The following is a 25,771-nucleotide window of genomic DNA, read 5'->3' on the forward strand; positions in this document are numbered from 1 at the left end:
GTGAAGAGGAAACACCCCCTGCGCCGGATCCTTCTCGCCGTCGCCGGCACCACGTCGGCCGTCGTGCTGCTCCTGGCCGTCAAACAGCCGGGCACGCCGACGGCCGGTGCGGCGGCGCAGGCCGGCGGCGCCGTACCGCCCGCGGCGTCGGCACCCGCCGGAACCGGCCCCGGCGTCGAACCCGCGGGCGGACAGACCGTCCTCGGGGACGAAGCCCCGACCCAGTACGGTCCGGTGCAGGTGCGGCTCACGCTCAGCGGCGGCAGGATCACCGCGGCCGAGGCCGTCAAGGCACCGTCGTCCGATGCCAAGAGCCGGCAGATCGCCGCCACCGCCGTACCGAAGCTCAACAAGGCGGCCGTCGCCGCACAGAGCGCTCGGATCGACACCGTCTCCGGAGCCTCGTACACGAGCCAGGGCTACGTCACCTCCCTGCAGAGCGCCCTCGACAAGGCCGGCCTGTGACGACGGACCGGGCACGACTGCGCCATGTCGAGCATGCGATGGGCACGGTGTTCTCGTTCGACGTGCGGATGGCCGCCGACTGCGACGGCGCGCGCATGCGCGCCGGACTCGTCGCGGCTGTGGCCGCCCTGCACCGCGCGGACGAGCTCTTCTCGACCTACCGCCGGGACAGCGAGGTCAGCAGGCTCGCCAGGGGGGAACTCGCCCTGGTGGACTGTGCGCGCGACGTGACCGAGGTGCTCGGGCTCTGCGAGACGGAGGAGCAGCTGAGCGGCGGCTGGTTCACCGCCGGGTACGGGGGCGGGAGCGGACTCGACCCCACCGGCCTGGTCAAGGGCTGGGCGGTGGAACGCGCGGCGCGCATGCTCGCCTCGTCCGGTGCCGCCGCGGTCTGCCTCAACGGCGGCGGCGACGTCCAGTTGCACGGCGGCCCGTGGCGGGTCGGCCTCTCGGACCCGCTGTCCCCCGGCGGGCTGGTCGCGGTGGTCGAGACCGACGAAAGCCTCGCCGTCGCCACATCGGGGCCGGCCGAACGCGGCTGCCACATCGTCGATCCGCACACGGGCGCCCCGCCGGCCGGCGGTCTCGCCTCGCTCACCGTCGTGACACCGGGCCTGACCCAGGCGGACGCCCGGGCGACGGCCGCCTACGCCATGGGCGAGCGGGCCCGCGACTGGCTGGAGGGGCTTTCGGACACGGAGGGCTTCGCCGTCGCCGCGGACGGCAGCACCTGGCAGACCAGTGGCTTCGCCCGCCATCTGGTGAAGCAGGACCAGGACGCACCAGCCGCCTGACCCCGGGACCGCACGAGCGAGCGCCGCGGCGGCGACCCGGGTCCCTCAGCGGCGCACACAGCCGAGGAGCAGCAGAGCGACGAGCAACGACGAGCAACGCGGCCGCCGGCCGGCGCTCGCGCTGTACGAATGCGGCGCGGACGGCGTCCTGCGTGCGTTCTCGGTCGAGGTGCACACCGTCACGGCGTCCGGGATCGCCCGGGTCGTCTCCCCCAGGACCCGTCGCTCTTGCCTGCCTTCGGGCTGTCGCTCGACGACCAGGCACCGGCGGTGCGCCGAGGCCTGTCAGCGGTCGTTCTGGGCCAGCCGCAGCAGATGGTCCGCGAGTGCCTGGCCGCCCGCCGGGTCGCGGGAGATGAGCAGCAGGGTGTCGTCTCCCGCGATCGTGCCGAGAATCGCGTGGAGTTCGGCCTGGTCGATGGCCGAGGCGAGGAACTGGGCCGCGCCCGGCGGCGTACGCAGCACCACCAGGTTGGCCGAGGCCTCCGCGGAGATGAGCAGCTCACCGGAGAGGCGGCGCATCCGCTCCTCTTTCGCCGACTCGCCCAGCGGGGCCTGCGGGGTGCGGAATCCGCCCTCGCTCGGCACCGCGTAGATGAGCTCGCCCCCGGTGTTGCGGATCTTCACGGCGCCGAGCTCGTCGAGGTCGCGGGAGAGCGTCGCCTGGGTGACGCTCAGCCCGTCGTCGGCGAGCAGCTTGGCCAGCTGGCTCTGCGAGCGCACCGGCTGCCGGTTGAGGATGTCCACAATCCGGCGGTGGCGGGCCGTGCGGGTCTGCGGCACGGACGGCCCGCCGTGCTCGATCTCCTGCGCATCGGTCATCGTCGTCTCATTCTCCGGATCGTCCGTCCCCGTATGTCTCGTCGAGGATGCCGGGCAGCGCCTGGAGGAAAGCGTCCACCTCCGCGTCGCCGATGATCAGCGGCGGCATGATCCTTACGACATCGGGGGCGGGCGCGTTGACCAGGAGGCCGGCAACCTGAGCCGCCTGCTGCACCTGGGGTGCGAGGGGCTCGGTGAGCACGATACCCAGCAGCAGGCCCGCACCGCGGACATGGGAGATCAGCGGGTGCTTCTGCTTCCCGCCGGGGTTCTCGATTCCGTCCCGGAGCTTCTCGCCGGTCCGCTTGACGTCGTCGAGCGTGCCGTCGAGGGTCCCCAGCACGGCGAGTCCCGCGGCGCAGGCGACCGGGTTGCCGCCGAACGTCGTGCCGTGCTGGCCGGGCCGCAGCAGATCGGCGGCCGGTCCGAACGCCATCGTCGCGCCCAGCGGCAGCCCGCCGCCGAGGCCCTTGGCGAGGGTGACGATGTCCGGGTCGACGCCCTGGTGGGCCTGGTACTCGAACCAGTGGCCGGTGCGGCCGATGCCGGTCTGGACCTCGTCGAGGACGAGGAGCGTGCCGGTGGCGCGGGTGATCTCGCGGGCCGCCCGGAGGTAGCCGGGCGGCGGTACGACCACGCCGTTCTCGCCCTGGACCGGCTCGATGATCACGAGGGCGGTCTCCTCGGTGACCGCGGCCCGCAGCGCCTCGGCGTCACCGTACGGGACGTGCGTGACGTCGCCGGGCAGCGGCAGGAAGGGCCGCTGCTTGGCGGGCTGGCCGGTGAGCGCGAGGGAGCCCATGGTCCGGCCGTGGAAGCCGCCCTGGGTGGAGACCATGTGCGGACGGCCCGTCAGCCGGCCGATCTTGAAGGCGGCCTCGTTGGCCTCGGCTCCGGAGTTGCAGAAGAAGACGCGGCCAGGGCGGCCGGCGAGCCGGAGCAGCCGTTCGGCGAGCGCGACCGGCGGCTCGGCGATGAAGAGGTTCGAGACATGGCCGAGCGTGGCGATCTGCCGTGAGACGGCCTCGACGACGGCGGGGTGGGCGTGGCCCAGCGCGTTGACGGCGATCCCGCCGACGAAGTCGAGGTACCCGTTGCCGTCGGCGTCCCAGACCTTCGCGCCCTCGCCGCGGACCAGGGACAGCTTCGGCGTGCCGTAGTTGTCCATCATGGAGCCCTGCCAGCGCTGCGTGAGCTCCTGGTTGCCGCCGTGGTCGCTCATGCCGTTCCCCCTTCGGTGCCGTCGGGCACGACCATCGTGCCGATGCCCTCGTCGGTGTAGATCTCCAGCAGGATGGAGTGCTGCACCCGGCCGTCGATGACCCGGGCGGTGTTGACGCCGTTGCGCACGGCGTGCAGGCAGCCCTGCATCTTGGGGACCATTCCGCTGGAGAGCTCGGGCAGCAGCTTCTCCAGTTCGCTCGCGGTGAGGCGGCTGATCACCTCGTCGCTGTGGGGCCAGTCCTCGTACAGACCCTCGACGTCCGTGAGGACCATCAGGGTCTCGGCGCCGAGCGCGGCGGCCAGCGCGGCCGCGGCGGTGTCGGCGTTGACGTTGTAGACATGCCCGTCGTCGGCGCTGCGCGCGATGGAGGAGATGACGGGGATCCGGCCGTCGTTCAGCAGTGCCTCGATCGCTCCGGTGTCGATCTCGGTGATCTCGCCGACGCGGCCGATGTCGATGAGCTCGCCGTCGATGGTCGGGCGGTGCTTGGTGGCGGTGATGGTGTGCGCGTCCTCGCCGGTGAGGCCGACGGCGAGCGGGCCGTGCTGGTTGAGCAGCCCGACCAGCTCGCGCTGGACCTGTCCGGCGAGCACCATCCGTACGACGTCCATGGCCTCCGGGGTCGTGACACGCAGCCCGGCCTTGAACTCGCTGACCAGGCCGTGCTTGTCGAGCTGGGCGCTGATCTGCGGGCCGCCGCCGTGCACGACGACCGGCTTGATGCCGGCCTGCCGCAGGAAGACGACGTCCTGGGCGAAGGCGGCCTTCAGCTCCTGGTCGACCATCGCGTTGCCGCCGAACTTGATGACAACCGTCTTGCCGTAGTGGCGGGTGAGCCACGGCAGTGCCTCGATCAAGGTCTGCGCCTTGGGGAGTGCGGTGTGCTTACGAGTGCTCATCGGCTCCGGGATCCTCAGGAGGAGTAGGCGCTGTTCTCGTGGACGTAGTCGGCGGTGAGGTCGTTGGCCCAGATGACGGCGGACTCGGACCCGGCGGCGAGGTCGGCGGTGATCCTGACCTCGCGGTAGCGCATGTCGACGAGGTCGCGATCCTCGCCGACGGAGCCGTTCTTGCAGACCCAGACGTCGTTGATGGCGACGTTCAGCCTGTCGGGCTCGAAGACCGCCTTCGTCGTACCGATCGCGGACAGGACCCGGCCCCAGTTGGGGTCCTCGCCGTGGATGGCGCACTTGAGGAGGTTGTTACGGGCGATCGAGCGACCCACCTCGACGGCGTCGTCCTCGCTCGCGGCGTTGATCACCTCGATCCGGATGTCCTTGCTGGCACCCTCGGCATCGCCGATGAGCTGACGGGCGAGGTCGTCGCAGACGGCCCGTACGGCCTCGGCGAACTCGCCGTACTCCGGGGTGACCTGGGCGGCGCCGGAGGCGAGCAGCAGCACGGTGTCGTTGGTGGACATGCAGCCGTCGGAGTCGACCCGGTCGAAGGTGAGGCGGGTCGCGTCGCGCAGCGCCCTGTCGAGGGTCGCGCTGTCCAGGTCGGCGTCGGTGGTGAGCAGGACGAGCATGGTGGCGAGGCCGGGGGCGAGCATGCCCGCGCCCTTGGCCATACCGCCGACGGCCCAGCCGTCGCCCTGGTGGACCGCGGTCTTGTGGACGGTGTCCGTGGTCTTGATGGCGATGGCGGCCTTCTCACCGCCGTGCGCGCTGAGCTCGGCGGCCGCCTTCTCGATGCCGGGCAGCAGCTTGTCCATGGGCAGCAGTACGCCGATGAGTCCGGTGGACGCGACGGCGATCTCCCCGGCGCTGTGGCCCTGAAGGACCTCGGCGGCCTTCTCGGCGGTGGCGTGGGTGTCCTGGAATCCCTTGGGGCCGGTGCAGGCGTTGGCGCCGCCGGAGTTGAGGACGACGGCGGAGACCTCGCCGCTCTTGAGGACCTGCTCGGACCAGAGGACGGGTGCGGCCTTGACGCGGTTGGATGTGAAGACTCCGGCGGCAGAGTGGCGCGGCCCGTTGTTGACGACGAGCGCCAGGTCCGGGTTGCCGTTCTCTTTGATTCCGGCGGCGATGCCCGCGGCCGTGAATCCCTTGGCTGCCGTCACCGTCATGGCGCGACTCCGATCGTGGAAAGTCCTGTGGTCTGGTCGAGACCCAGGGCGATGTTCATGCTCTGGACCGCGCCACCTGCCGTGCCCTTGGTGAGGTTGTCGATGGCGCTGATCGCGATGATGCGGCCGGCGGCCTCGTCGTGGGCGACCTGGACCTGAACGGCGTTGGAACCGTAGACGGACGCCGTGGCGGGCCACTGTCCCCCGGGGAGGAGGTGGACGAACGGCTCGTCGGCGTAGGCCTTCTGGTAGGCGGCCCGTACGGCGTCGGCCGTCGTGCCCGGCCTGGCCTTGACGCTGCAGGTGGCGAGGATGCCCCGGGACATGGGCGCGAGGGTGGGCGTGAAGGACACGGAGACGGGCTCGCCCGCGACCGCGCTGAGGTTCTGGATCATCTCGGGGGTGTGCCGGTGGCCGCCGCCGACGCCGTACGGCGACATCGACCCCATGACCTCGCTGCCGAGCAGATGCGGCTTGAGCGCCTTGCCCGCGCCGGACGTGCCGGTGGCGGCGGTGATCACGGCATCGGGCTCGGCGAGGTGGGCCGCGTACGCCGGGAAGAGCGCGAGCGAGACCGCGGTCGGGAAGCAGCCGGGTACCGCGATGCGCTTGGACCCCTCCAGCGCGGCGCGGGCACCCGGCAGTTCGGGAAGGCCGTACGGCCAGGTCCCGGCGTGCGCCGTACCGTAGAACTTCTCCCAGTCGGCGGCGTCGTCGAGCCGGAAGTCGGCGCCCATGTCGATGACGAGGACATCGTCACCGAGCTGCTCGGCGACCGCGGCGGACTGGCCGTGCGGCAGGGCGAGGAACACGACGTCATGCCCGTCGAGCACGTCCGCGGTGGTGGCCTCGAGCACCCGGTCCGCCAGCGGCAGCAGATGAGGCTGGAGCGCTCCGAGCCGCTGCCCGGCGTTGGTGTTCGCGGTCAGGGCGCCGATCTCGACGCCGGGGTGCGCCAGGAGCAGACGGAGGAGCTCTCCGCCCGCGTATCCACTCGCTCCGGCAACTGCTGCACGTACTGCCATCGGGCCCTCCTCGTTGATGGCATGACTATACGCTGTAGCGCAGTTTTATGCAATGAGGCTCCCGGCCCCACCGGGCCTGGCCCCGGCCACGTCAGGTGAGTGCGCGACGGGCGCGCTCCAGGAAGTCGCGCTCGGCCGCGTTGCCGGCATGCGCGATGGCAGCCTCGTACGCGCGCGCCGCCTCCGCGTCGCGGCCCAGGCGGCGCAGCAGATCGGCCCGGACGGCATGGAAGACGTAGTACGTGTCGAGCCCGAGGCCGTCCACGAGGGTGAGTGCCGCCTCGGGCCCTTCGACCTCGGCCACCGCGACCGCGCGGTTGAGCGCGACCACCGGGGTCGGGGCGATCGCGTGGAGCTGGTCGTAGAGCCGCAGGATCTGCCGCCAGTCGGTGGCGGCGGCGGTCGGCGCGTCGCTGTGGACGGCGTTGACGGCCGCCTGGATCTGGTAGGGCCCTGGCCGGTTGCGGCGCAGGCATTGCCGGACGAGGGCCTGGCCTTCGGCGATCAGGCCGCGGTCCCATCGGCCACGGTCCTGATCGGCGAGCAGCACGAGTCCGCCGTCCGGCGTGGTGCGGGCGGCGCGGCGTGAGTCGATGAGCAGCATGAGGGCGAGCAGCCCCGCGGCCTCCGGCTCGTCGGGCATGAGTTCGTACAGGAGCCGCCCGAGGCGGATGGCTTCCGCGCAGAGGTCCTCGCGGACGAGCTCTTCGCCCGAGCCGGCCGCGTAGCCCTCGTTGAAGATGAGGTAGACGACGGCGAGTACCGCCCGGAGGCGGTCCGGGAGGTCGGCATCGGCGGGCACCCGGTACGGGATCCCCGCGTCGCGGATCTTGCCCTTGGCCCGGACCAGCCGCTGGGCCATGGCCGGCTCGGCCACGAGGAAGGCGCGGGCGATCTCCGCGGTGCTGAGCCCACCGATGAGCCGGAGGGTCAGCGCGACCTGGGCGGCGGGGGCGAGGGCAGGGTGGCAGCAGGTGAAGACCAGGCGCAGCCGGTCGTCGCGCACGGGTCCCTCCTCGGCCGGTTCTTCGGGGGCGTGCAGCAGGGCGGCCCGGGCGTGCCGGTCCGTGCGGGACGCCTCACGGCGGAGGCGGTCGACCGCCCGGTTGCGGGCGGTGGTGATGATCCAGCCCGCCGGGCTCGGCGGCAGCCCGCTGGAGGGCCAGCGCTCGACCGCCGTGGTGAAGGCGTCCTGGACCGCCTCCTCGGCGACGTCGATGTCGCCGAAGACGCGGACCAGGACGGCGACAGCGCGCCCGTACTCCTCGCGGAACACGCGCTCCACGTCCGCCGCCGACACCTCCGGCATCCCGACGTCACCCGCAGCTTCCGTGCTCCAGCGGCCTGACCTCGATCGACAGGGGGGCGAGCACGCGGGCGTACCTGCGGCCCCATTCGAGCGCGGCGTCGAGATCGGCCGCCCGGATCACCGTGAACCCGCCGATGTGCTCCTTGCCCTCGACGTACGGACCGTCGGTCATGAGCACCTCGTCGTCCTTCACGCGCAGCACGGTGGCCGTGCCCGGCGGGTGGAGACCCCCCGCGAACACCCAGGCGCCGGCCTCCCTCATCTCGGCGTTCAGGCCTTCGAGGTCCCGCATGACCGGTTCGAGGAACTCGGGCGGCGGCGGGTCCCCGTCGGGCTGGTAGATGCTGAGCAGGTACTGCTTCATGGCGCTTCTCCTTGCCGTGACCGCCGGCTCCGCTTCGTTCCGGCTTCTCACCCTCTATACGAACGGGCCCGGCCCGGATCGACACCCGGAACAGGACGGATTCCCGCTGATTCCGCGCGATGACTGCGTTTCCCGCGCTGACCGCGGTGGCCGCTTGGCCGTGTCGACCGCGCGTTGACGTGCAGCCAGACGGCTGCCTATATTTCATGCAGCCGATGAGCTGCATGTTCGGGGGATGGCACGAGATGGACGACGTGTTCAAGGCGCTGGCCGACGCGAGCCGGCGCCGGCTGCTCGACAGCCTGAACGCCCGGAACGGACAGAGCCTGCGGGAGCTGTGCGCCGGCCTGGACATGGCCCGGCAGTCCGTGAGCAAGCACCTGGCGGTGCTGGAGGCGGCGAATCTGGTGACGACCGTACGCAGTGGCCGGGAGAAGCTGCACTACCTCAACGCCGTGCCGATCAACGCCATCGCCGAGCGCTGGATCAGCCAGTACGACCGCGAGCGCGTGCACGCCCTCGCCGACCTGAAGGCCGCATTGGAGCGAGAACCCATGAGCGACAACCCCGCATTCGTCTACACCACCTACATCAAGACCACGCCCGAGCGGCTCTGGCAGGCGCTGACCGACCCGGCCTTCACCCGCCGCTACTGGGGGGTGACGTTCACATCCGAGTGGCAGGCGGGTTCGCGGATGACCTGGGAGCAGTTCGGCGCGACGATGGCCGATCCCGAGCAGGTCGTGCTCGAATCCGAGCCCTTCCGGCGCCTGTCCTACACCTGGCACACCTTCACCCCGGAGTTCGCCAGGTCCTGCGGCCTGAGCGAGGAAGTCATGGCCAAGGTGACCGAGGAGCCCCGGTCGAAGGTGACGTTCGAGATCGAGCCGGTCGGGGAGATGGTCAAGCTGACGGTCGTGCACGACGGCTTCGAGCCCGGGAGCACGCTGCTGGAGGCCGTCAGCGGCGGCTGGCCCGCGATCCTGTCCAGCCTCAAGACACTGCTGGAGACGGGCGAGACCCTGCCGGAGCCGGCATAGGGCCCTGTCCGGTGGATCTTGCCGGGCCGGACGTACCGGGCCGGATCTCGCCGGGCCGGACGTGCCGGGCCGGATCTTGCCGGGCTCGCGGCGCCCTGCGGCTCCTCGGTGCGGCGTGGACGGGCCGGGCGAGCACGCTCAGGCGCCGGTCTCCAGGCGCAGGTTCCAGCGGCCCGCCCTGCCGGTCAGGACGACGGTGGACAGCGGCCTGACGTCCACGTTCCAGTACGTGGCGGGCGGCGCCTTCAGTGCGTACACGAGCGCGGCCCGTACGACCGCGGGTTCGGCGACGGCGAGGACGGAACTCCCGTCATCGACGGGACGAGTGTCCAGCCAGCCCCCTATCCGGGTGATGAACCCCAGCAGCGGCTCACCGCCGTGCGGCGCGGAGCGCGGGTCGGCGAGCCAGGCGTCGACCGCGGCCGGCTCCCTCGCCGCCACCTCGGCGAGCGTGAAGCCACGCCACCGGCCCATGTCGCAGTCGCTCAGCGCGGGCTGCGCCAGCGGGGCGTAGCCGAGCGCGTCGGCGGTGGCGCGGCTGCGGGCGGTCGGCGAGCAGTAGCGCAGCTCGGCCGCGCCCAGAGGTACGAGCGCGTGCGCGGCGAGCTGCACGTCATGCCAGCCGGCCAGGTCCAGCGGCCGGTCGTCGTCGAAGCGCTCGGCCAGCCGGGAGGAGCAGCGCGCGGCGGCGACCAGGGTGACCCGAACACTCATGGCGGGATCGTGATGCCGGACGCGCCCCAGGTCAAGAGTGGTTACTGACCGTTAATGACGTTCACTGAAGGCCGAAGGCCATCCACTTCCCCGGATCGCTGAGCGGTGCGAATCCGGCCCTCTCGTAAACCCCGTGGGCGTCGGCGGTGGCCAGCAGGATCCGCCGCAGCCCGAGCGGGGCGAGATGGTCCCTGACGGCCTCGACGAGTGTGGTGCCGAGCCCCTTGCCGCGCCTTCGCCGAGCGGCTGACCGGGGTCCGGATCACCCCGGAGCTGCTCGCCGCGGCGGAGTTCCGCTGTGGAAGCGTCCCGCCGCCCGGCCGCCGACGAGCCCGGCGAGATCCGCCGGACAGGCCCTGGCATCACCCCAGGACCTCGTCGCAGGCGGTACGCAGCCTCCGCACCCCCTCCGCGATCTCCGCCGCGCCCGCGACGCCCGCAAAGCTCATCCGGACGTGTCCCGCCGGGGGCTCGGCGCTGAAGTACGGGCGGCCGGGGGCCACGGCGACGCCCGCGCGGAGGGCGGCGGAGACGAGGGCGGATTCGTCGGTGCCGTCGGGGAGGCGGAGCCACAGGTGATAGCCGCCGGAGGGGATGTGCGGGAGGACGAGTTCGGGGAGGTGCAGGCGGAGCCCGGCGGTCATGGTGTCGCGTCGCGCCTTCAACTCGGCGGCGACGGCACGGAGATGGCGGCTCCAGGCAGGGGAGCCGACGAGTTCGAGAGCTGCTTCCTGGAGGGGACGGGGGACGAAGAAGTTGTCGACGACATGGATGGCGCGGAGGCGTTCGAGGACGGGGCCGCGGGCGACGAGGGCGCCGACGCGCAGGCTCGGCGAAGTGGCCTTCGTGAGCGAGCAGACGTGGACGACGACACCGTCGGGGTCGTCTGCGGCGAGCGGGGAGGGGAGGGCGCCCGCATCGTCGTGGGCGAGGCGGCGGGCGAAGTCGTCCTCGATGACGAACGCACCGGCGGCGCGGGCGATCCGCAGCACCTCGGTGCGGCGTCCGGGGGCGAGCACGGCGCCGGTCGGGTTCTGGTAGAGCGGCTGGGAGACGAAGACCCGGGCACCGGTGGCCCGGAAAGCGGCGTCGAGGAGCTCGGGGCGCACGCCCTGAGGGTCGACCGGCACCGGCACGGGGCGCAGTCCTGCGGCGCGCGCGATGGCCAGCATGCCCGGGTAGGTGGGCGATTCGACGAGCACGGGGACCCCGGGCGGGGCGAGGGCGCGCAGTGCGGTGGTGAGAGCGGGCTGGCCGCCCGCGGTCACCAGCACCTCGGCGGCAGTGACACCGGGGCCGATGCCGCGTGCGAACCATTCGCGCAGCTCGGGCAGCCCGTCGGCCGGTGGCCGGCCCCAGGCCCCTGGCCTGCGGCCGGCCCGCGCGAGCGCGGCGGCCATCGCCTGCTCGGGCTGGAGGGCGGAGTGCAGATAGCCGCCGTTGAACTCGATGACGCCCGACCGCGGGGCGGCGAGCGTCACCAGCACCCCGGACGCGTCGACGGCGCGCGGCACCAGCTCGGTGGCGGCGTCCGCGCTGAGCGCGACCTCCTGCCAGGAGGTGTCGCCGGGCACCGCGGTGTCCGTACGCGGCTGCGCACGGAAGGCGCCGGCACCCGGCCGGGTGACGACCAGACCCTCGGCGGCGAGCTGCGCGAGGGCGCGGGAGACGGTGACCGGGGAGACGCGATAGCGCTCGACGATGGCCCGGCTCGACGGCAGCTTCTCGCCGACCGAGTAGCGGTTCAGCTCCTGTTTGAGCGATTTCGCCAGTTCGCCCACACTGCTACGCTCTTGCATGAGAGCACAGGATAGCGCTACTACCAACCGGACGATAGCGGTCGGCGATGCGGCCCAGCCCGGCGCGCCGGCGGCCACCGAGCCGGCCCCCGTCGCCGATCCGGCACTCGTCGCCGATCGGGTACTCGTCGCCGGCCCGGCACTTCCCGCCCGCCCGGCACTTCCCGCCCGCCCGGCAGCAGGCGACGGCCGGAGCACGGCGGACGGCCCGGATACCGTCGGCGGCCGGGCCGTTGCCGGGGCGCGCGGCCGGGCGGCACTCCGCGGCGGCACGCTGCTCGCGTCGCTCGGGGTCGTCTCCTTCTCCCTCACCTTCCCGTCCACCGTGTGGGGCCTGGAGTCCTTCGGGCCGTGGTCACTCGTGGCGGTGCGCAGCGTCCTCGCGGCGGTCGTCGCCGGGGTGTTCCTCCTGGCCCTGCGCGTCCCGGTCCCCGAGCGGCGCCACTGGGGTTCGCTCGCGGTCGTCGCAGGCGGCGTGGTCGTGGGGTTTCCGCTGCTGACGACCCTCGCGTTGCAGACCTCCACCACGTCGCACGCCGCCGTGGTGGTCGGGCTGCTGCCGCTGACGACCGCCGCCTTCGCGGCCGTACGGACGGGCCGGCGGCCCTCCCGGACGTTCTGGGCCGCCGCGCTCACCGGTGCCGCGGTCGTTATCGCGTTCACGCTGCGGGAGAGCGGCGGCGCACTGTCGACCGGAGATCTCTGTCTCTTCGGCGCGCTGCTGGTCTGCGCCGCGGGCTACACCGAGGGCGGCCGGCTGGCCCGGGTGATGCCGGGCTGGCAGGTGATCGGCTGGGCCCTGATCCTGTGCCTGCCGCTCGCCCTGGTGGGCGCGGCCGTCGCTCTGATGGCCGAACCGGTCCGGCTGACCGCGCACGGCGTCATCGGCCTGCTCTGGGTGGCCGCGGGATCGACCTTCTTCGGGCTCTACGTCTGGTACCGGGGCATGGCCTCGATCGGCATCGCCAAGGCCAGCCAGCTCCAGCTCGCCCAGCCCCTGCTCACCCTCGTCTGGTCGGTGCTGCTGCTCTCCGAGCAGCTCTCCCCGGCCGCTCCGCTCGCCGCCGTCGCCGTGCTCGTGTGCATCGCCGTCACCCAGCGCGCGAACGCCTGAAGGTGACACGGGTCACACCCCGGGACGTAGACTCAGGAATACCGACCACCCCCCTCAAGGAGGTCACGCCCGATGGAAGCGAGTGTGGGAGACAAGCTGCTCGTGCACGGCCGGGTCGTCGGCCAGCACGACCGGCTCGCCGAAGTCGTTGAGGTTCTGGGCGACAAGGGCACTCCGCCCTACCGCGTCCGCTTCGAGGACGACGGTCACGAGTGCCTGATGTCACCGGGTCCCGACACCGTCGTGCGCCACCGCGACCACAACTGACCAGCAGCTCAGCGCCGTGCCCGGACCCGGGTCGGATAGTGATCGGCCACGACCCTGGCCATTGCCCCGATCCGGTCCGTGACGACCTCCTTCGCCGAGAAGAAGCAGTGGCCGCGCACCTGGGCGTAGTCGCAGGCGAGTGTGAGGTGGCGTGACAGCTCGGCCGGGTCCTGCCAGGCCGCGGGCTGCGCCGGATCGCCCGCCTTGTACAGGGCCTCGCCGATGTACAGGTCGACGCCGGTGCCCCGCGCGACCTTGTTCCACCAGGGCACGAGTTTCGCGTAGTCGGCCACGGCCAGGCCGATGTTCCAGTACAGCTGTGGCAGGACGTAGTCGATCCACCCCTTGCGCACCCACTTCCGGGTGTCGGCGTACAGATCGTCGTACGTCTGGACACCCGCCCTCGTGTTGGAGCCGAGTGGGTCGGTGGCCACGTTGCGCCAGACCCCGAACGGGCTGATGCCGAAGCGGACCCGGTCGTTGATCTCCTTGATCCGGTCGGCGGTCTCGGTCACCAGCAGGTCGATGTTGTTGCGCCGCCACGAGGCCCTGTCGGGGAAGTCCCCGCCGTACTCCTCGTACGCCTCGTCGTCGTCGAAGACCTGCCCGGCCACCGGGTACGGGTAGAAATAGTCGTCCCAGTGCACGGCGTCGATCTCGTACTTCTCGACCGCGTCGAGCATGGCGTCCTGCACGAAGGACCTGACCTCCGGGAGCCCCGGGTTGTAGTAGAGCTTTCCCCCGTACGGAAGCACCCATCCGGGGTGCCGGCGCGCGGGGTGGTTCTTGGCGAGGCGCGTCGGATCCGCGTGGTTGGCGACCCGGTACGGGTTGAACCACGCGTGCAGCTCCAGGCCTCGCTCATGGGCCTCCGCCACGGCTGTGCCGAGCGGGTCCCACCCGGGATCCCGCCCCTGGACGCCGGTCAGATACTGCGACCACGGCTCGTACGGCGAGGGCCACAGGGCATCCGCGGTCGGACGCACCTGGAACACCACGGTATTCAGCCGGCAGGCCACCGCCTTGTCGAGGTAGGCCAGCAGCTCCGCGCGCTGCCGGCTCGCGCTCAGGCCGGGCCGGGAGGGCCAGTCGCGGTTGGCGACCGTGGCCAGCCACATCCCGCGGAACTCCTGTGCGCAGCTGCGCCGGCCGCGCGCCGCCGGGGCCGGCGCCGCCTCCGCCCGCCCGGTCACGGTCAGCGCGGCGAGTGCGCCGGCGGCCGTGACGAGTCCTCTTCTGGTGATCTGCCTCATACGCCGAGTCATCTGCCGACCCCTTCGCACCGCAGTACGCCGCGTCCTTCTCGCTGTCCCCGCACAGCATGCCCGCCCCGGCCCCTCCTCCACACGCACCGGCGGAGTAACGTCGTGGGGTCGAGGCGGGCGCCGGAACCATACGGGGGACCTGCCGCACTGAAGATCAGCGAAAGGCACGATGTGACCGACACTGTGGCCGACGTATCCCGCGTCGGAGTAGTGGGCTGTGGCCAGATGGGCGCCGGTATCGCGGAGGTCTGCGCCCGCAGCGGACTCGAGGTCAAGGTCGCCGAGACCACCGGCGAGGCCCTGGAGATCGGCCGTACGCGTCTGCACAACTCCCTCTCCAAGGCGGCCGAGCGCGGCAAGATCACCGAGGAGGAGCGCGACGCGGCGCTGGCCCGTCTCAGCTTCACCACCGACCTCGGGGAGTTCGCCGACCGCGATCTCGTCATCGAGGCGGTCGTCGAGAACGAGCAGGTCAAGACCGAGATCTTCCAGGTCCTCGACCAGGTCGTGACCCGGCCGGACGCCATCCTCGCCTCCAACACCTCCTCCATCCCGCTGGTGAAACTGGCCGTCGCGACCTCCCGTCCGGACCAGGTCATCGGCATCCACTTCTTCAACCCGGCGCCCGTGCAGAAGCTCGTCGAGCTGATCCCGGCGCTGACCACGTCCGAGGAGACCATCAAGCGCTCCGAGGCCGTGGTCGAGCAGGCTCTGGGCAAGCACGCCATCCGCGCCCAGGACCGCTCGGGCTTCGTGGTGAACGCGCTGCTCATCCCGTACCTGCTCTCGGCGATCCGGATGTTCGAGTCGGGCATCGCGAGCCGCGAGGACATCGACAACGGCATGGAGCTGGGCTGTGCCCACCCGATGGGTCCGCTGAAGCTGTCGGACCTGATCGGCCTGGACACGGTCGCCTCGGTCGCCGACTCGATGTACGCCGAGTTCAAGGAGCCGCTGTACGCCGCTCCTCCGCTGCTGCAGCGGATGGTGGACGCGGGTCGGCTGGGCCGGAAGACCGGATCCGGCTTCTACTCGTACTCCTGAATCACACAGGTGCTTGGCACGGGTGTTTCACACGGGGTGTGAGGAGCGTGTCCGCATATGCCGTGCGCACACGCTCCCTTGCTCCGACCAGGGAGAGTTGACTCGGGAACGCTCGACCGAGGGACCACAGACAACTTTCCGAAGAGGAGCGATCCGTGACCACCGACCCCGATCACTTAGCCGCCGTCGAGGAGTTCGCCGAGCTGCGCCGCTCTCTCGACGTCGGCCTCGCCCGTATCGACGGGCATCTCGCCCTGCTCGCCCAGCGCCATGACCGGATCGACCGGGATCTGACCGATCTCGCCGCGCGCGTCGTGGTGCTCGAGCACACCAAATGGCCCCTGCCCGCGGTCGCCGCGCTCACCGCGCTGGGCGCACTGGCAGTGGCGGTCTGGCAGGCGGTCGGCCACTGAGGGGGTCCTGTGGACCAGGCCGGCCGGCTCAGCCCAGCCGCAGATGGTGCAGCATCAGCAGCCCGGCCGCCATGTTGGCGGCCGGGACCTCGCCGCGGGCGATCATGTCCGGGACCAGCTTGAGCGGAATCCACTCGCGGCGCGAGGACTCGAAGTCGTCCTCGGGGGGCCCGGTGTACGTGGCCTCCTCCGACCAGTAGAGATGGTGCCGGGAGTCGGTGAGCCCGTTGGACGGCTCGACCGTCAGCAGATGCTGGAGGGGGCCCGGCCGCCAGCCGGTCTCCTCCTCCATCTCGCGGGCCGCGGCGGACGCGATGTCCTCGCCGTCCTCGACGACTCCCGCGGCGAGCTCCCAGCCCCAGCTGTCGGTGATGAAGCGGTGCCGCCACAGCATCAGCACCTCATTGGCCTCGTTGACGGCGGTCGCGACGGCGACCGGGCGGAGCCGTATCAGGAAGTGGTCGAGGTGCCGGCCGTCCGGAAGCTCCACGTCTGCGAGGTTGACCCTGAACCAGGGGTTTTCATAGACAGTTTGCTCGCTTAATTTCGTCCACTGCACAGTTCTGCCACCTTCCGACAAGTAGATGGCAATATCGCAGCAGGAGCGCGTTCAGAGGGGAACGCTCGCACGGGGGCTCACAGGAGAACGGTCACAGGGGAACGCGCAGGTCCCCGTCGATGAGTTCGGCCGCCTCCTCCGCATGCGTGCATCCGCTCGTCACCAGATGCTCGCGCACCGACCGCAGTCGGTCCCTGAGGCGCTGGGACTCCATCCCCCTGGCGCGCTCGGCCATCTCCGTCGCCGTCCGCGCGGCCCGGTCGGCCTCGCCCTGACGGAGCTCGATCTGGCTGAGCATGGCCAGCCGGTGGACCCGGCCCCGGTCGTGCGCCGGGGTCGCCGCGGCCGCCGCGGCGTGCGTGCGGGCCGCCGTCAGATCTCCCAGGCTGAGCAGTGCCTCCGCGACCTGGACGTTCACCAGCCCCGGCTGTACATAGCCCGTTTCGTCCGGCTCGTGCCCGGGGCGGATCCGCTCCGCCTCGGCCTCGGCACGCCGGATGCAGCCGAGCGCGCTGCTGCCGTCGCCGAGCTGGGCGTACGCCTTCGCCTGCATCGCGTACAGATCGGCGGCGAGCGCCGGGGTGATCTGCCGCCCGGCGGCCCGCAGCGCCGCCTCCGCGAACGCCACGGCCTGCCGGTACTCCCCCATGAACAGCGACTGGTTGACCAGCAGTGCGATGACGTACGCGCCAAGACCCCGGTCCCCGCTCGCCTTCGCCAGCCGCAGTGCCTGATGGAAGTAGCGCTGGGCCAGTCCGTGCGCGTCGGAGTCGTACGCACAGATGCCCGCGACGGCCACCAGTCCGCCCGTCGCACGGTGCAACTGGCGGCCGAGGGCATCGCTGTAGGCGCCCCGCAGCAGCGGAGCCGTTTCGGCGTTGAGGAAGCCGACGATCCGGGAGCGGGTGGCGATACCGCCGGCCTTCCGGTACATCAGCTCGTAGTGTGCGCGGGCCGCCCGCAGCATCTTGATGTCGGCCATGCTGACCCGGGTCTGGCCACTGCGCGAGACGTCCGTGTCCTCCGGCGGGTTCTCCCACTCCCAGACGGGCATCACCGCGGGCGTGCCCGTGACCGCCGGTGCGCCGATGATGTGCGGGCGTTGCTGCTCGTCGGAGCGCCACAGCGCGGTGGCACGCTCCACGAAGCCGGAGAGCGGCGAGCCATGCGGAACGGACGTCTCCCCCGGCAGTCCCAGACCGATGTCGTCGAGGGTGATCGCGCGGTGCAGCCGCACCGCGAGCACCTCGCAGATCAGGTCGGGCACCTGTCCTCGCGGCCGCTGGCCCTTCAACCAGCGTGCCACGGCTGTGTGTTCGTACCGGAGTGCCAGGCCTCTCACCCGGCCGGCCTGGTTGACGTGGGCGGCGAGGCCCGCGTGGGAGATGCCCGCCTCGTCGAGCAGGGCGTCGAGCAGAGTATTGGGCTGCATGTGCCCCTCCGTTGGCTCGGTGAACCCAGACTAGTGGAGCCCGATTCGCACGGGGTGTGAACCAAGTGCCCGTATCTGTGCCTCACACGCTCTGCCGCCGTGCCCTGTGCCCCGGTTGACTGAAATGCCTCTCACAGAGGCGGCCGGGCCGCCGGGCTCCCCCTCGTACAGTGCGGCGGCCCGCACCCCCCGCCGTCCGCCCTGCTGATCTGCCCGACACTCCGCGGCAGGGCGGGCGGCACCGGCCGCGAAAGGCCCTTACCTCTCTATCGATTGGAGGGTTCCGGGCGGGAACGGCGCAGCCCTGGTTCTGCGGACTGCGCCGGGACCCGCAGCCCGTCGTTACGGAGCACCATCAGCGCCACATCGTCGGTGAGCCGGCCGCGTGTGTGGCGCAGCAGCGCCGTGTGCACCCGGTGGATCAGCGCGGCCGGCGGGGCGGGCGGGCCGAGAGCGGTCTCCGTGAGCACCTCCTCCAGCCCGAAGAACCTCCCGTCGGCATCGCGCGCGTCCTCGGCCCCGTCCGTGTGCAGGAACAGCGCCTCTCCCGGCAGCAGGGGCGCGCAGCGGTGGACGGGGATGCCCTCCGGCAGCGGAAAGAGACCCAGGGGCGGCAGCGGCGGCCCGGGGGCCAGTCGGCGGCTGGCGCCGCGCCGGAGCCGGTACGGCCACGGATGGCCGCAGTTGACGGCGAGCATCGCGCCGTCGGGCCGGATCTCCAGCAGCAGTACGGTCACGAACTCCTCGGCCGACGGCGAGTCGGGCTCCGGCCCGCCTGCCGCGGGGTGCTCGTCCCGCGCCCGCTCCCGCAGATGCCGTTGCAGGGCCCGGTCCAGCCGGCCCAGTACGCCGCAGAGCCGTGGTTCGTCGTGCGCGGCCTCCCGGAAGCTGCCGAGCACCGCGGCGGCCGCCCCGACGGCGGCGAGGCCATGACCGCGCACGTCACCGATGACGACCCGCACTCCGTGCGGGGTGGCCACCGCCTCGTACAGATCGCCGCCGACCGCCGCGCCGCGGTAGGCGGACAGTTGTCCGGCGGCGACGGCGAGACCGTCGAGCCGCGCCGGCAGCGGCCGGAGCAGCACCTCCTGGGCTACGCGCGCGATCTTCCGCACCCGCTTCAGCTCACGGGCCGGGCCGCGCCACACCCCGTAGACCAGCACGCCGCCGACGGCGAGGAAAACGGCGCTGGTGGCGATGCGCGCACCCATCCCGTCCTGCTGCGAGATCGGGCACGCCAGGCGCCACACGGTGGCCGCGGCGCCCCACGCACCCGGCAGCACGAACGGCATCACGCGCCGCGCCCGCGCGGGCGCCCGCGGCATCCGGCGCCGCCAGACGGCTCGCGCCGCGGCAACCTGCCGGTGCAGCCATGTGGCGATGTGCACTCGTGGCCTGTCTCGCGTCATGCCGCTGGCCCCCTCTTAGGCCCGTCCGGCGCGCAGGCCGACCCCTACGGCCGGGACGATTCTTTCGATCGTCCGGGCATGCCAGGGAAGGTCATCCGTACTTCTCACCCGAATGAGTGAGATGGGGGTGAAGGGGGCGGAACCCCGCGCCGGCGTGGCGAAGGGGGCGTACCCGGAACACGGAACAGTTCCGGGTACGCCCCTTTGCCTCAATCTCGCCGGGCCGCAGGCTCACGCCCCGCGCAGCACCGCTCCCGTGCGCTCGGCGGCAAGCGCGATCGCGGCGTCGCGGGCGGCCGAGGCCTCCTCGACGGTCAGCGTGCGGTCCGCGGCGCGGAACCGCAGCGCGTACGCGAGCGACTTCTTGCCCGCGCCGATCTGCTCGCCGGTGAAGACGTCGAACAGCCGGATGGACTCCAGCAGTTCACCGGCTCCCTCGCGCAGCACCTTCTCGACGTCCGCGGCGGGAACGTCGGAGGAGACGATCAGCGCGACGTCCTGCGTGGCCACCGGGAACGTGGAGATCCGCGGCGCCTGGAGGGCACCCTCGCCGGCCTGCTCCAGCAGGTCCAGCTCGACCTCCATCGCGCAGGTGCGCTCCGGCAGTCCGAGCGCCTTGATGACGCGCGGGTGCAGCTCGCCCGCGTGGCCGACGAGGGTCTCCTCACCGTTCACGGTGGCGTACAGCGCGGCGCAGCGGCCCGGGTGCCACGGCGCGTGCTGGTCGGAGCGGACGGTCAGCGCGACGCCCGCCTCGCGTGCGACCGTACGGGCGGACTCGACGGCGTCGGCCCAGTCGGCCGGGCGTCCGGCGCCCCACCAGCCGGCCTGCTCGCGGGCGCCCGCCAGAACGGTGGCGGCGCGGCGCGGCTGACGCGGCAGCGCCGCGTTCAGCACGGCGATCTCCTCGTCGGTGGGACGGCGGTCGACGGGCAGCACGCCCGGGACCGTCTCCTCACCGGTCGGCCGGAAGACCAGACCCGTCTCGAAGAGGGCCAGGTCGCCTGCGCCGCGGCCCACGTTGCGCCGCAGCGCGGCGAGCAGACCGGGCAGCAGCGTGGTGCGCAGCGCCGGCTCCTCGTCGGAGATCGGGTTGACCAGCGTGACGACGGCGCGCCGCGGGTCGTCGGCGTCCAGGCCGAGCTGGTCGAGGACGCCCTCGCCGATGAACGGGTAGTTCAGCGCCTCGACGAAGCCGGCTCCGGCCAGCGCACGGCCGGCGCGCCGGTGCAGCCGCTGGCGGGCGGTGAGACCGCGGCCGGACGGCGGGGTCGGCAGCGTGGAGGGCAGGTTCTCGTAGCCCTCCAGCCGGATGACCTCTTCCGCGAGGTCGTTCGGCGCGTGCAGGTCGGGGCGCCACGACGGGACGGTGACGACGAGCTCGTCCTGGCCGTAGACGTCGCAGCCGACCTCCTGGAGGCGGCGGACGACGGTCTCGCGGCCGTAGCCGACACCGGCGACACGGTCGGGGTGGTCGGCCCGCATCGTGACCGTACGCGGCGCGGACGGCGCGATGATCTCGGTGACGCCGGCCTCGGCGGTGCCGCCCGCGAGCAGCACCAGCAGGTCGACCGTGCGCTGCGCGGCAGCGGCGGCGGCCTGCGGGTCGACGCCCCGCTCGAAGCGCTTGGACGCCTCGGAGGACAGCTTGTGGCGGCGCGCGGTGCGGGCGATGGAGACCGTGTCGAAGTGCGCGGCCTCGATGACGACTTCGGTGGTGCCGCGGACCTCGCCGGTCTCCGGGTCGGTCTCGGAGTCGGCGATCTCCGTGTTGGCTCCGCCCATGACGCCCGCGAGGCCGATCGGCCCGCGGTTGTCGGTGATGACCAGGTCCTCGGCGTCCAGGACGCGCTTGGTGCCGTCGAGGGTGATCAGCTTCTCGCCCTGCTCGGCGCGGCGCACACCGATCGGCCCGTCGAGACGGGTGCGGTCGTACGCGTGCAGCGGCTGGCCGAGCTCCAGCATCACGTAGTTGGTGATGTCGACGGCGAGCGAGATCGGGCGCATGCCGGCCTTCTGGAGGCGGCGCTGCAGCCAGATCGGGGAGCGGGCCTCCGGGTCGAGGCCCACGACGGTGCGCGCGGTGAAGCGGTCGCAGCCGACCGGGTCCGCGATCTGCACTTCGTAACCGAACGAGTTCGGTGCGGGGACGTCGAGCAGCGCCGGGTCGCGCAGCGGCAGACCGTACGCGATAGCGGCCTCACGGGCGACGCCGCGCAGCGACAGGCAGTAGCCGCGGTCGGGCGTGACGGCGATGTCGAGGACCTCGTCGAACAGCTCCAGCAGCTCGGTGGCGTCGATGCCGACCTCGTGCTGCGGCGGCAGCACGATGATGCCGTGGGAGCCGTCGTCGCCCATGCCCAGCTCGTCGCCGGAGCAGATCATGCCGCGGGACACCCGGCCGTACGTCTTGCGCTCGGCGATCTGGAAGTCGCCGGGCAGGACCGCGCCGGGCAGCGCGACGACGACCTTGTCGCCGACCGCGAAGTTCCGGGCGCCGCAGATGATCTCCTGCGGCTCGCCCGTGCCGTTGGCCTGGCCGACGTCGACGGTGCAGAAGCGGATGGGCTTCTTGAACTCGGTCAGCTCCTCGACGGTGAGCACCTGGCCCACGACGAGGGGGCCCTTGAGCCCGGTGCCGAGCTGCTCGACGGTCTCGACCTCGAGGCCGGCCGCGATGAGCTTGGTCTGTACGTCACGGCCGGTCTCCGTCACCGGCAGGTCGACGTACTCCCGCAGCCAAGAAAGCGGGATCCGCATCAGATCTCCATCCCGAACGGCCGGGTGAACCGGATGTCACCCTCGACCATGTCTCGCATGTCTTCGACGTTGTGGCGGAACATCAGCATCCGCTCGATGCCGAACCCGAAGGCGAATCCGCTGTACTTCTCCGGGTCGACACCGCAGGCGACGAGCACCTTCGGGTTGACCATCCCGCAGCCGCCGAGCTCGATCCAGCCCTCGCTGGAGCAGGTGCGGCAGGGCCGGTCCGGGTTGCCGACGGACTCGCCGCGGCACACGTAACAGACCATGTCCATCTCGGCGGACGGCTCGGTGAACGGGAAGAAGTTCGGCCGGAGCCGGGTCTTCATGCCCTCGCCGCCGAAGAGCGCCCGGACCATGTGGTCCAGGGTGCCCTTGAGGTCGGCCATGGTGAGGCCCTCGTCGACGGCGAGCAGCTCGACCTGGTGGAAGACCGGGGTGTGGGTGGCGTCCAGATCGTCCGTGCGGTACACGCGGCCGGGGCAGATCACGTACAGCGGCGGCTCGCGGTCCAGCATCGAGCGGACCTGCACCGGCGAGGTGTGGGTGCGCATGACGACGCCCGAACTGCCGCTTCCGTCCGCGCCCTGCACGAAGAACGTGTCGTGCTCGCCGCGGGCGGGGTGGTCCGCCGCGATGTTCAGCGCGTCGAAGTTCAGCCACTCGGTCTCGACCTCGGGGCCCTCGGCCACCTCGTAGCCCATGGCCACGAAGATGTCCTCGATGCGCTCCGAGAGCGTGGTCAGGGGGTGGCGGGCGCCGGCCGGTACGCGGTCGTGGGGCAGCGTGACATCCACGGCCTCCTCGACCAGCACCCGGGCGTCACGCTCCGCCTCCAGCTCGGCCTGGCGGGCGGCCAGGGCCTTGTTGACGGCACCGCGGGCCTGGCCCACACGCTTGCCAGCGTCGGCCTTGGCGTGCGGCGGCAGGGCGCCGATCTCCCGGTTGGCGAGCGCGAGCGGCGAGGTGGGGCCGGTCTGCGCGATCTTCGCCTCGTGGAGCGCTTCGAGGTCGCCGGCGGCGGCGAAGGCGGCGAGCGCCTCGTCCCGCATGCGCTCGATCTCTTCCGGTTTCAGTGCCTCGACCTCGACAGGGTCGTACGACTTATTGGGTGCCGACATCTCTTCCCGTGCTTCCGATGGGGTGGCTGGAGCCCCCGCTCGACGACCGAGGACGCAAAGGTGCCAAAGGTCGAGTCTAGCGGGGTGAAGGTACGCGAATGAGCCCGTGGGCTGCCGGGGTGCCTATCAGGTGAGATAGGCGGGAGCGCCCACGGGCAACGTAAATCGGAATTCCGCGCCGCCGCCGGGGCCGCGGCCGACGGTGATCGTCCCACCGTGCGCCTCGACGATGCCTTTGACGATGTACAGGCCGAGACCGGTGCCTCCGCGCTTGCTTCCCCGCCAGAAGCGGGTGAAGACACGGCCCATCGACTCCTCGGGGATGCCGGGGCCTTCGTCGCTCACGGTGACGGCCGTTCCCTTCTCGTCGTTCTTGCCGGGCGCTGGTGACACCTCGATGGTGACCGTTCCCTCGCCGTGGCGCACCGCATTTTCGAGCAGGTTGCCGAGGACCTGGTCGATCTTGTCGGGGTCGGCCCACAGATCGGGGAGCCGGTGGTGGATACGGACGAAGAAGCGGTCCGGGGACTGGCCCCGGGCGGTGTGCGCCTGGATGTGACGGCCGACGGCGGCCGCGATGTCGACTGGCTGGCGGCGCACCTCGAGACGGCCGGAGTCGATACGGGAGATGTCGAGGAGCTCGGCGATGAGCCGCGTGACACGGTTGGCGTCGGCGTCGACGGTCTCCAGCATGAGCCGCTTCTGGTCGTCGGTGAAGCGCTCCCATTTGGCGAGGAGGGTGGCCGTGAAGCCCTTGACGGAGGTCAGCGGTGAGCGCAGCTCATGGGCGACGGTGGCGATCAGCTCGGCGTGGCTGCGCTCGGTGCGGCGCCTCGCCTCGGTGCCGCGCAGGCTGATCACGACGCGGCGGACGGGGCCCGTGGGTGCGTCGCGTACGTAGCGGACGGAGACGAGGACCTCGCGGCCGCCGGGGAGCAGCAGATTCCGCTCGGGCTGGCCGATGCGCGTGGCGAGGCCACCGTACGGGTCGGTCAGGGTCCACCAGCGGCGGCCCTTGAGGTCCTCCAGGGGCAGCGCGTGCTCCAGCGGCCGGCCGAGGGCCTCGGCGCCGGGGGTCGCGGTGATGCGCTCGGCCGCGGCGTTGAAGCAGATCACCCGGCCGGTCTCGTCGGCGACGACGAGACCGTCGGGAAGGTCGTCGGGGTCGATGCCCAGGCCTGCGACGTCCATGGAGGGACCCGCGAAGGCGATGTGCGCCTCCGACGGTCTACTTGTGCCGACAGCCATCCCCGTACCCCACCTCTCGAACCAGTGCAGTGGGTCCCCGAATTGGTCACCCTACTAGTCGTCGGTGACAGAGCGACACCCTGCGCGGGCCGGGGGTCACGCCGCCCGGCAGCCGCCGGGGGTGCGCTGGGCGCGCGCGGAGGCGTAGAGGCACACGGCCGCGGCCGTCGCCAGATTGAGGCTCTCGGCCTTGCCGTGGATGGGCACCCGCACGACCGCGTCCGCGAGCGCGCGGGTCTCCTCGGGCAGCCCCCAGGCCTCGTTGCCGAAGATCCACGCCGTCGGTCCGCCCATGGTGCCCGCGTCGAGCTCGGCGTCCAGGTCGTCCTCACCGGCCCCGTCCGCGGCGAGGATCCTGACGCCGGCGCCCTTCAGTCCGCTGACGGCCTGCTCGACGGGTACGCCGACGGTGACGGGCAGATGGAACAGCGAACCGACCGATGCCCGGACCGACTTCGGGTTGTAGAGGTCCACGGAGGCGTCGGTGAGCACGACTGCGTCGGCGCCCGCGGCATCGGCACAGCGCAGCACCGTGCCCGCGTTCCCGGGGTCGCGTACGTGCGCGAGGACGGCCACGAGCCTGGGCCGGGCGGCGAGGATGTCCTCGAACGGCGAGTCGAGGAACCGGCAGACCCCGACGAGCCCCTGCGGCGTCACGGTCTGGGAGACCTCGGCCAGCACGGTGTCGGGGGCGTAGTGGATCCGGGCCCCCGTGGCACGGGCGGCCTCCACGATGTCCGCGTACCGCTCGGCGGCCTCGACGGTGGTGAAGAGCTCGAGCAGCGTGGGCTCGCCGTCGTCGCCCCGGTGCTCCACGGCCTCCCGCACGGCCTGCGGCCCCTCGGCGATGAACCGCCGGTCCTTGGAGCGGAAGTTCCGCTTGGCGAGCCGCCGCGCGGCGACGACACGCGGAGACCGCGGGGAGATCAGCTCGGGGGTGCGCATGAGGTGCACTCACTTCTCTTGCTGCGCGCGAGGCGCACGGTGTCGACTCGGCTCGCCCTTCGGGCCGGGCTCCGAAGGCGGGCGGTACCTGGGGCAGGACGCACGCGGACCCGCAGGCCAGGGGCCTGCGGGTCCGGGGCTGTCCGGCTGGACGCGACCGTCAGGCCGCGGCCTTCGGGGCGTTCACGTCGCTCGGGAGCGCCTTCTGGGCGACCTCGACGAGCGCGGCGAAGGCGCCCGCGTCGTTCACCGCGAGCTCGGCGAGGATCTTGCGGTCCACCTCGACGTTGGCGGCCTTCAGACCCTGGATGAAGCGGTTGTAGGTGATGCCGTTGGCGCGGGCAGCGGCGTTGATGCGCTGGATCCACAGCTGACGGAAGTCGCCCTTGCGCTTCTTGCGGTCGTTGTAGTTGTAGACCAGGGAGTGGGTGACCTGCTCCTTGGCCTTGCGGTACAGGCGCGAACGCTGACCGCGGTAGCCGCTGGCCTGCTCGAGGATCGCCCGGCGCTTCTTGTGGGCGTTGACTGCCCGCTTGACGCGTGCCACTTGTTAACTCCTTGTAGCG

Annotated in this window: 25 protein-coding genes and 1 pseudogene; 7 read left to right on the forward strand and 19 right to left on the reverse strand. The window is 71.9% G+C overall.

The genetic code is table 11. The annotated features are described in order from the left end of the window. Positions 1 to 465, forward strand: coding sequence for an FMN-binding protein (locus tag AC0699_RS01005; protein ID WP_478654068.1), 465 nt, complete (start codon positions 1 to 3; stop codon positions 463 to 465). Between the two features lie 38 nt (positions 466 to 503). Next, on the forward strand, positions 504 to 1,259 hold the full coding sequence (locus tag AC0699_RS01010; protein WP_478654603.1) for an FAD:protein FMN transferase: 756 nt from the start codon (positions 504 to 506) through the stop codon (positions 1,257 to 1,259). Between the two features lie 285 nt (positions 1,260 to 1,544). Here the strand turns inward: AC0699_RS01010 and AC0699_RS01015 are convergent, their stop codons facing one another. From AC0699_RS01015 to AC0699_RS01045, 7 genes are all read right to left on the reverse strand, one after another. Next, positions 1,545 to 2,081, reverse strand: coding sequence for an arginine repressor (locus tag AC0699_RS01015; protein ID WP_453666043.1), 537 nt, complete (start codon positions 2,079 to 2,081; stop codon positions 1,545 to 1,547). Between the two features lie 7 nt (positions 2,082 to 2,088). Beyond that, positions 2,089 to 3,303, reverse strand: coding sequence for an acetylornithine transaminase (locus tag AC0699_RS01020; RefSeq protein ID WP_478654071.1), 1,215 nt, complete (start codon positions 3,301 to 3,303; stop codon positions 2,089 to 2,091). Beyond that, complete coding sequence (gene argB / locus AC0699_RS01025) at positions 3,300 to 4,205, reverse strand: acetylglutamate kinase (protein ID WP_478654073.1); 906 nt, start codon at positions 4,203 to 4,205, stop codon at positions 3,300 to 3,302. The genes AC0699_RS01020 and argB overlap by 4 nt, the downstream gene beginning before the upstream one ends. 14 nt (positions 4,206 to 4,219) lie before the next feature. Beyond that, positions 4,220 to 5,374, reverse strand: a complete 1,155-nt coding sequence (gene argJ, locus AC0699_RS01030; protein ID WP_478654075.1) for a bifunctional glutamate N-acetyltransferase/amino-acid acetyltransferase ArgJ — start codon at positions 5,372 to 5,374, stop codon at positions 4,220 to 4,222. Beyond that, positions 5,371 to 6,399, reverse strand: coding sequence for an N-acetyl-gamma-glutamyl-phosphate reductase (gene argC / locus AC0699_RS01035; RefSeq protein ID WP_478654077.1), 1,029 nt, complete (start codon positions 6,397 to 6,399; stop codon positions 5,371 to 5,373). The genes argJ and argC overlap by 4 nt, the downstream gene beginning before the upstream one ends. 91 nt (positions 6,400 to 6,490) lie before the next feature. Further along, entirely contained in the window at positions 6,491 to 7,708 is a 1,218-nt protein-coding gene (locus tag AC0699_RS01040; RefSeq protein ID WP_478654080.1) for an RNA polymerase sigma factor, read from the reverse strand. Positions 7,709 to 7,715: 7 nt separating this feature from the next. After that, positions 7,716 to 8,072 carry a YciI family protein gene (locus tag AC0699_RS01045; RefSeq protein WP_478654082.1) on the reverse strand — a complete coding sequence of 119 codons (357 nt, stop codon included), beginning with the start codon at positions 8,070 to 8,072 and terminating at the stop codon, positions 7,716 to 7,718. Between the two features lie 245 nt (positions 8,073 to 8,317). Here AC0699_RS01045 and AC0699_RS01050 point away from each other — a divergent pair, with 245 nt between their 5' ends. After that, the gene (locus AC0699_RS01050) at positions 8,318 to 9,112 is read left to right on the forward strand and encodes an ArsR/SmtB family transcription factor (protein ID WP_478654606.1); all 795 of its coding nucleotides are present in this window, start codon (positions 8,318 to 8,320) and stop codon (positions 9,110 to 9,112) included. 138 nt (positions 9,113 to 9,250) lie between these two features. Here the strand turns inward: AC0699_RS01050 and AC0699_RS01055 are convergent, their stop codons facing one another. The 3 genes and pseudogenes from AC0699_RS01055 to AC0699_RS01065 all read right to left on the reverse strand — a co-directional run bounded on the left by AC0699_RS01055 (position 9,251) and on the right by AC0699_RS01065 (position 11,625). Next, positions 9,251 to 9,826: a histidine phosphatase family protein gene (locus AC0699_RS01055; RefSeq protein WP_478654084.1), complete on the reverse strand. Its 576-nt coding sequence runs from the start codon at positions 9,824 to 9,826 to the stop codon at positions 9,251 to 9,253. 61 nt (positions 9,827 to 9,887) lie between these two features. Next, positions 9,888 to 10,067: pseudogene (locus AC0699_RS01060) on the reverse strand (GNAT family N-acetyltransferase); the annotation flags it as partial. A 121-nt stretch (positions 10,068 to 10,188) separates the two neighbouring features. Then, positions 10,189 to 11,625, reverse strand: a complete 1,437-nt coding sequence (locus AC0699_RS01065; protein ID WP_478654087.1) for an aminotransferase-like domain-containing protein — start codon at positions 11,623 to 11,625, stop codon at positions 10,189 to 10,191. On the opposite strand from AC0699_RS01065, the gene AC0699_RS01070 reads away from it, so the two are divergent. Further along, the gene (locus AC0699_RS01070; protein ID WP_478654090.1) at positions 11,624 to 12,739 is read left to right on the forward strand and encodes a DMT family transporter; all 1,116 of its coding nucleotides are present in this window, start codon (positions 11,624 to 11,626) and stop codon (positions 12,737 to 12,739) included. The two genes, AC0699_RS01065 and AC0699_RS01070, sit on opposite strands and share 2 nt — an antisense overlap. A 72-nt stretch (positions 12,740 to 12,811) precedes the next feature. After that, positions 12,812 to 13,006 (forward strand): DUF1918 domain-containing protein, encoded by a 195-nt coding sequence (locus AC0699_RS01075; protein ID WP_453664747.1) that lies wholly within the window; start codon positions 12,812 to 12,814, stop codon positions 13,004 to 13,006. Between the two features lie 8 nt (positions 13,007 to 13,014). On the opposite strand, the gene AC0699_RS01080 is transcribed toward AC0699_RS01075, so the two are convergent. Continuing rightward, positions 13,015 to 14,259 carry a glycoside hydrolase family 10-like protein gene (locus AC0699_RS01080; protein ID WP_478654608.1) on the reverse strand — a complete coding sequence of 415 codons (1,245 nt, stop codon included), beginning with the start codon at positions 14,257 to 14,259 and terminating at the stop codon, positions 13,015 to 13,017. A 195-nt stretch (positions 14,260 to 14,454) separates the two neighbouring features. On the opposite strand from AC0699_RS01080, the gene AC0699_RS01085 reads away from it, so the two are divergent. Then, on the forward strand, positions 14,455 to 15,315 hold the full coding sequence (locus AC0699_RS01085; protein WP_453664762.1) for a 3-hydroxybutyryl-CoA dehydrogenase: 861 nt from the start codon (positions 14,455 to 14,457) through the stop codon (positions 15,313 to 15,315). Positions 15,316 to 15,470: 155 nt separating this feature from the next. Continuing rightward, the gene (locus AC0699_RS01090; RefSeq protein WP_453664743.1) at positions 15,471 to 15,728 is read left to right on the forward strand and encodes a hypothetical protein; all 258 of its coding nucleotides are present in this window, start codon (positions 15,471 to 15,473) and stop codon (positions 15,726 to 15,728) included. 28 nt (positions 15,729 to 15,756) lie between these two features. Here the strand turns inward: AC0699_RS01090 and AC0699_RS01095 are convergent, their stop codons facing one another. The 8 genes from AC0699_RS01095 to rplT form a co-directional block, all read right to left on the reverse strand. Beyond that, positions 15,757 to 16,287 (reverse strand): NUDIX hydrolase, encoded by a 531-nt coding sequence (locus AC0699_RS01095; RefSeq protein ID WP_478654093.1) that lies wholly within the window; start codon positions 16,285 to 16,287, stop codon positions 15,757 to 15,759. A gap of 91 nt (positions 16,288 to 16,378) precedes the next feature. Next, positions 16,379 to 17,719 carry a transcriptional regulator gene (locus tag AC0699_RS01100; protein ID WP_478654096.1) on the reverse strand — a complete coding sequence of 447 codons (1,341 nt, stop codon included), beginning with the start codon at positions 17,717 to 17,719 and terminating at the stop codon, positions 16,379 to 16,381. 266 nt (positions 17,720 to 17,985) lie between these two features. Continuing rightward, on the reverse strand, positions 17,986 to 19,044 hold the full coding sequence (locus AC0699_RS01105) for a PP2C family protein-serine/threonine phosphatase (protein ID WP_478654612.1): 1,059 nt from the start codon (positions 19,042 to 19,044) through the stop codon (positions 17,986 to 17,988). 315 nt (positions 19,045 to 19,359) lie between these two features. Continuing rightward, entirely contained in the window at positions 19,360 to 21,888 is a 2,529-nt protein-coding gene (pheT, locus tag AC0699_RS01110; protein ID WP_478654099.1) for a phenylalanine--tRNA ligase subunit beta, read from the reverse strand. Continuing rightward, the gene (gene pheS / locus AC0699_RS01115) at positions 21,888 to 23,012 is read right to left on the reverse strand and encodes a phenylalanine--tRNA ligase subunit alpha (protein WP_478654101.1); all 1,125 of its coding nucleotides are present in this window, start codon (positions 23,010 to 23,012) and stop codon (positions 21,888 to 21,890) included. Before pheS ends, pheT begins: the two co-directional genes overlap by 1 nt. Before the next feature lie 126 nt (positions 23,013 to 23,138). After that, a complete protein-coding gene (locus AC0699_RS01120; protein WP_478654103.1) occupies positions 23,139 to 24,260 on the reverse strand; it encodes a sensor histidine kinase in 1,122 nt (373 codons plus the stop codon). Between the two features lie 96 nt (positions 24,261 to 24,356). Next, the gene (locus tag AC0699_RS01125) at positions 24,357 to 25,205 is read right to left on the reverse strand and encodes a TrmH family RNA methyltransferase (RefSeq protein WP_478654106.1); all 849 of its coding nucleotides are present in this window, start codon (positions 25,203 to 25,205) and stop codon (positions 24,357 to 24,359) included. A 160-nt stretch (positions 25,206 to 25,365) separates the two neighbouring features. After that, positions 25,366 to 25,752: a 50S ribosomal protein L20 gene (gene rplT, locus AC0699_RS01130; protein WP_066950970.1), complete on the reverse strand. Its 387-nt coding sequence runs from the start codon at positions 25,750 to 25,752 to the stop codon at positions 25,366 to 25,368. Positions 25,753 to 25,771 lie beyond the last annotated feature (19 nt).

This window comes from Streptomyces sp. NPDC043870, assembly GCF_056435785.1.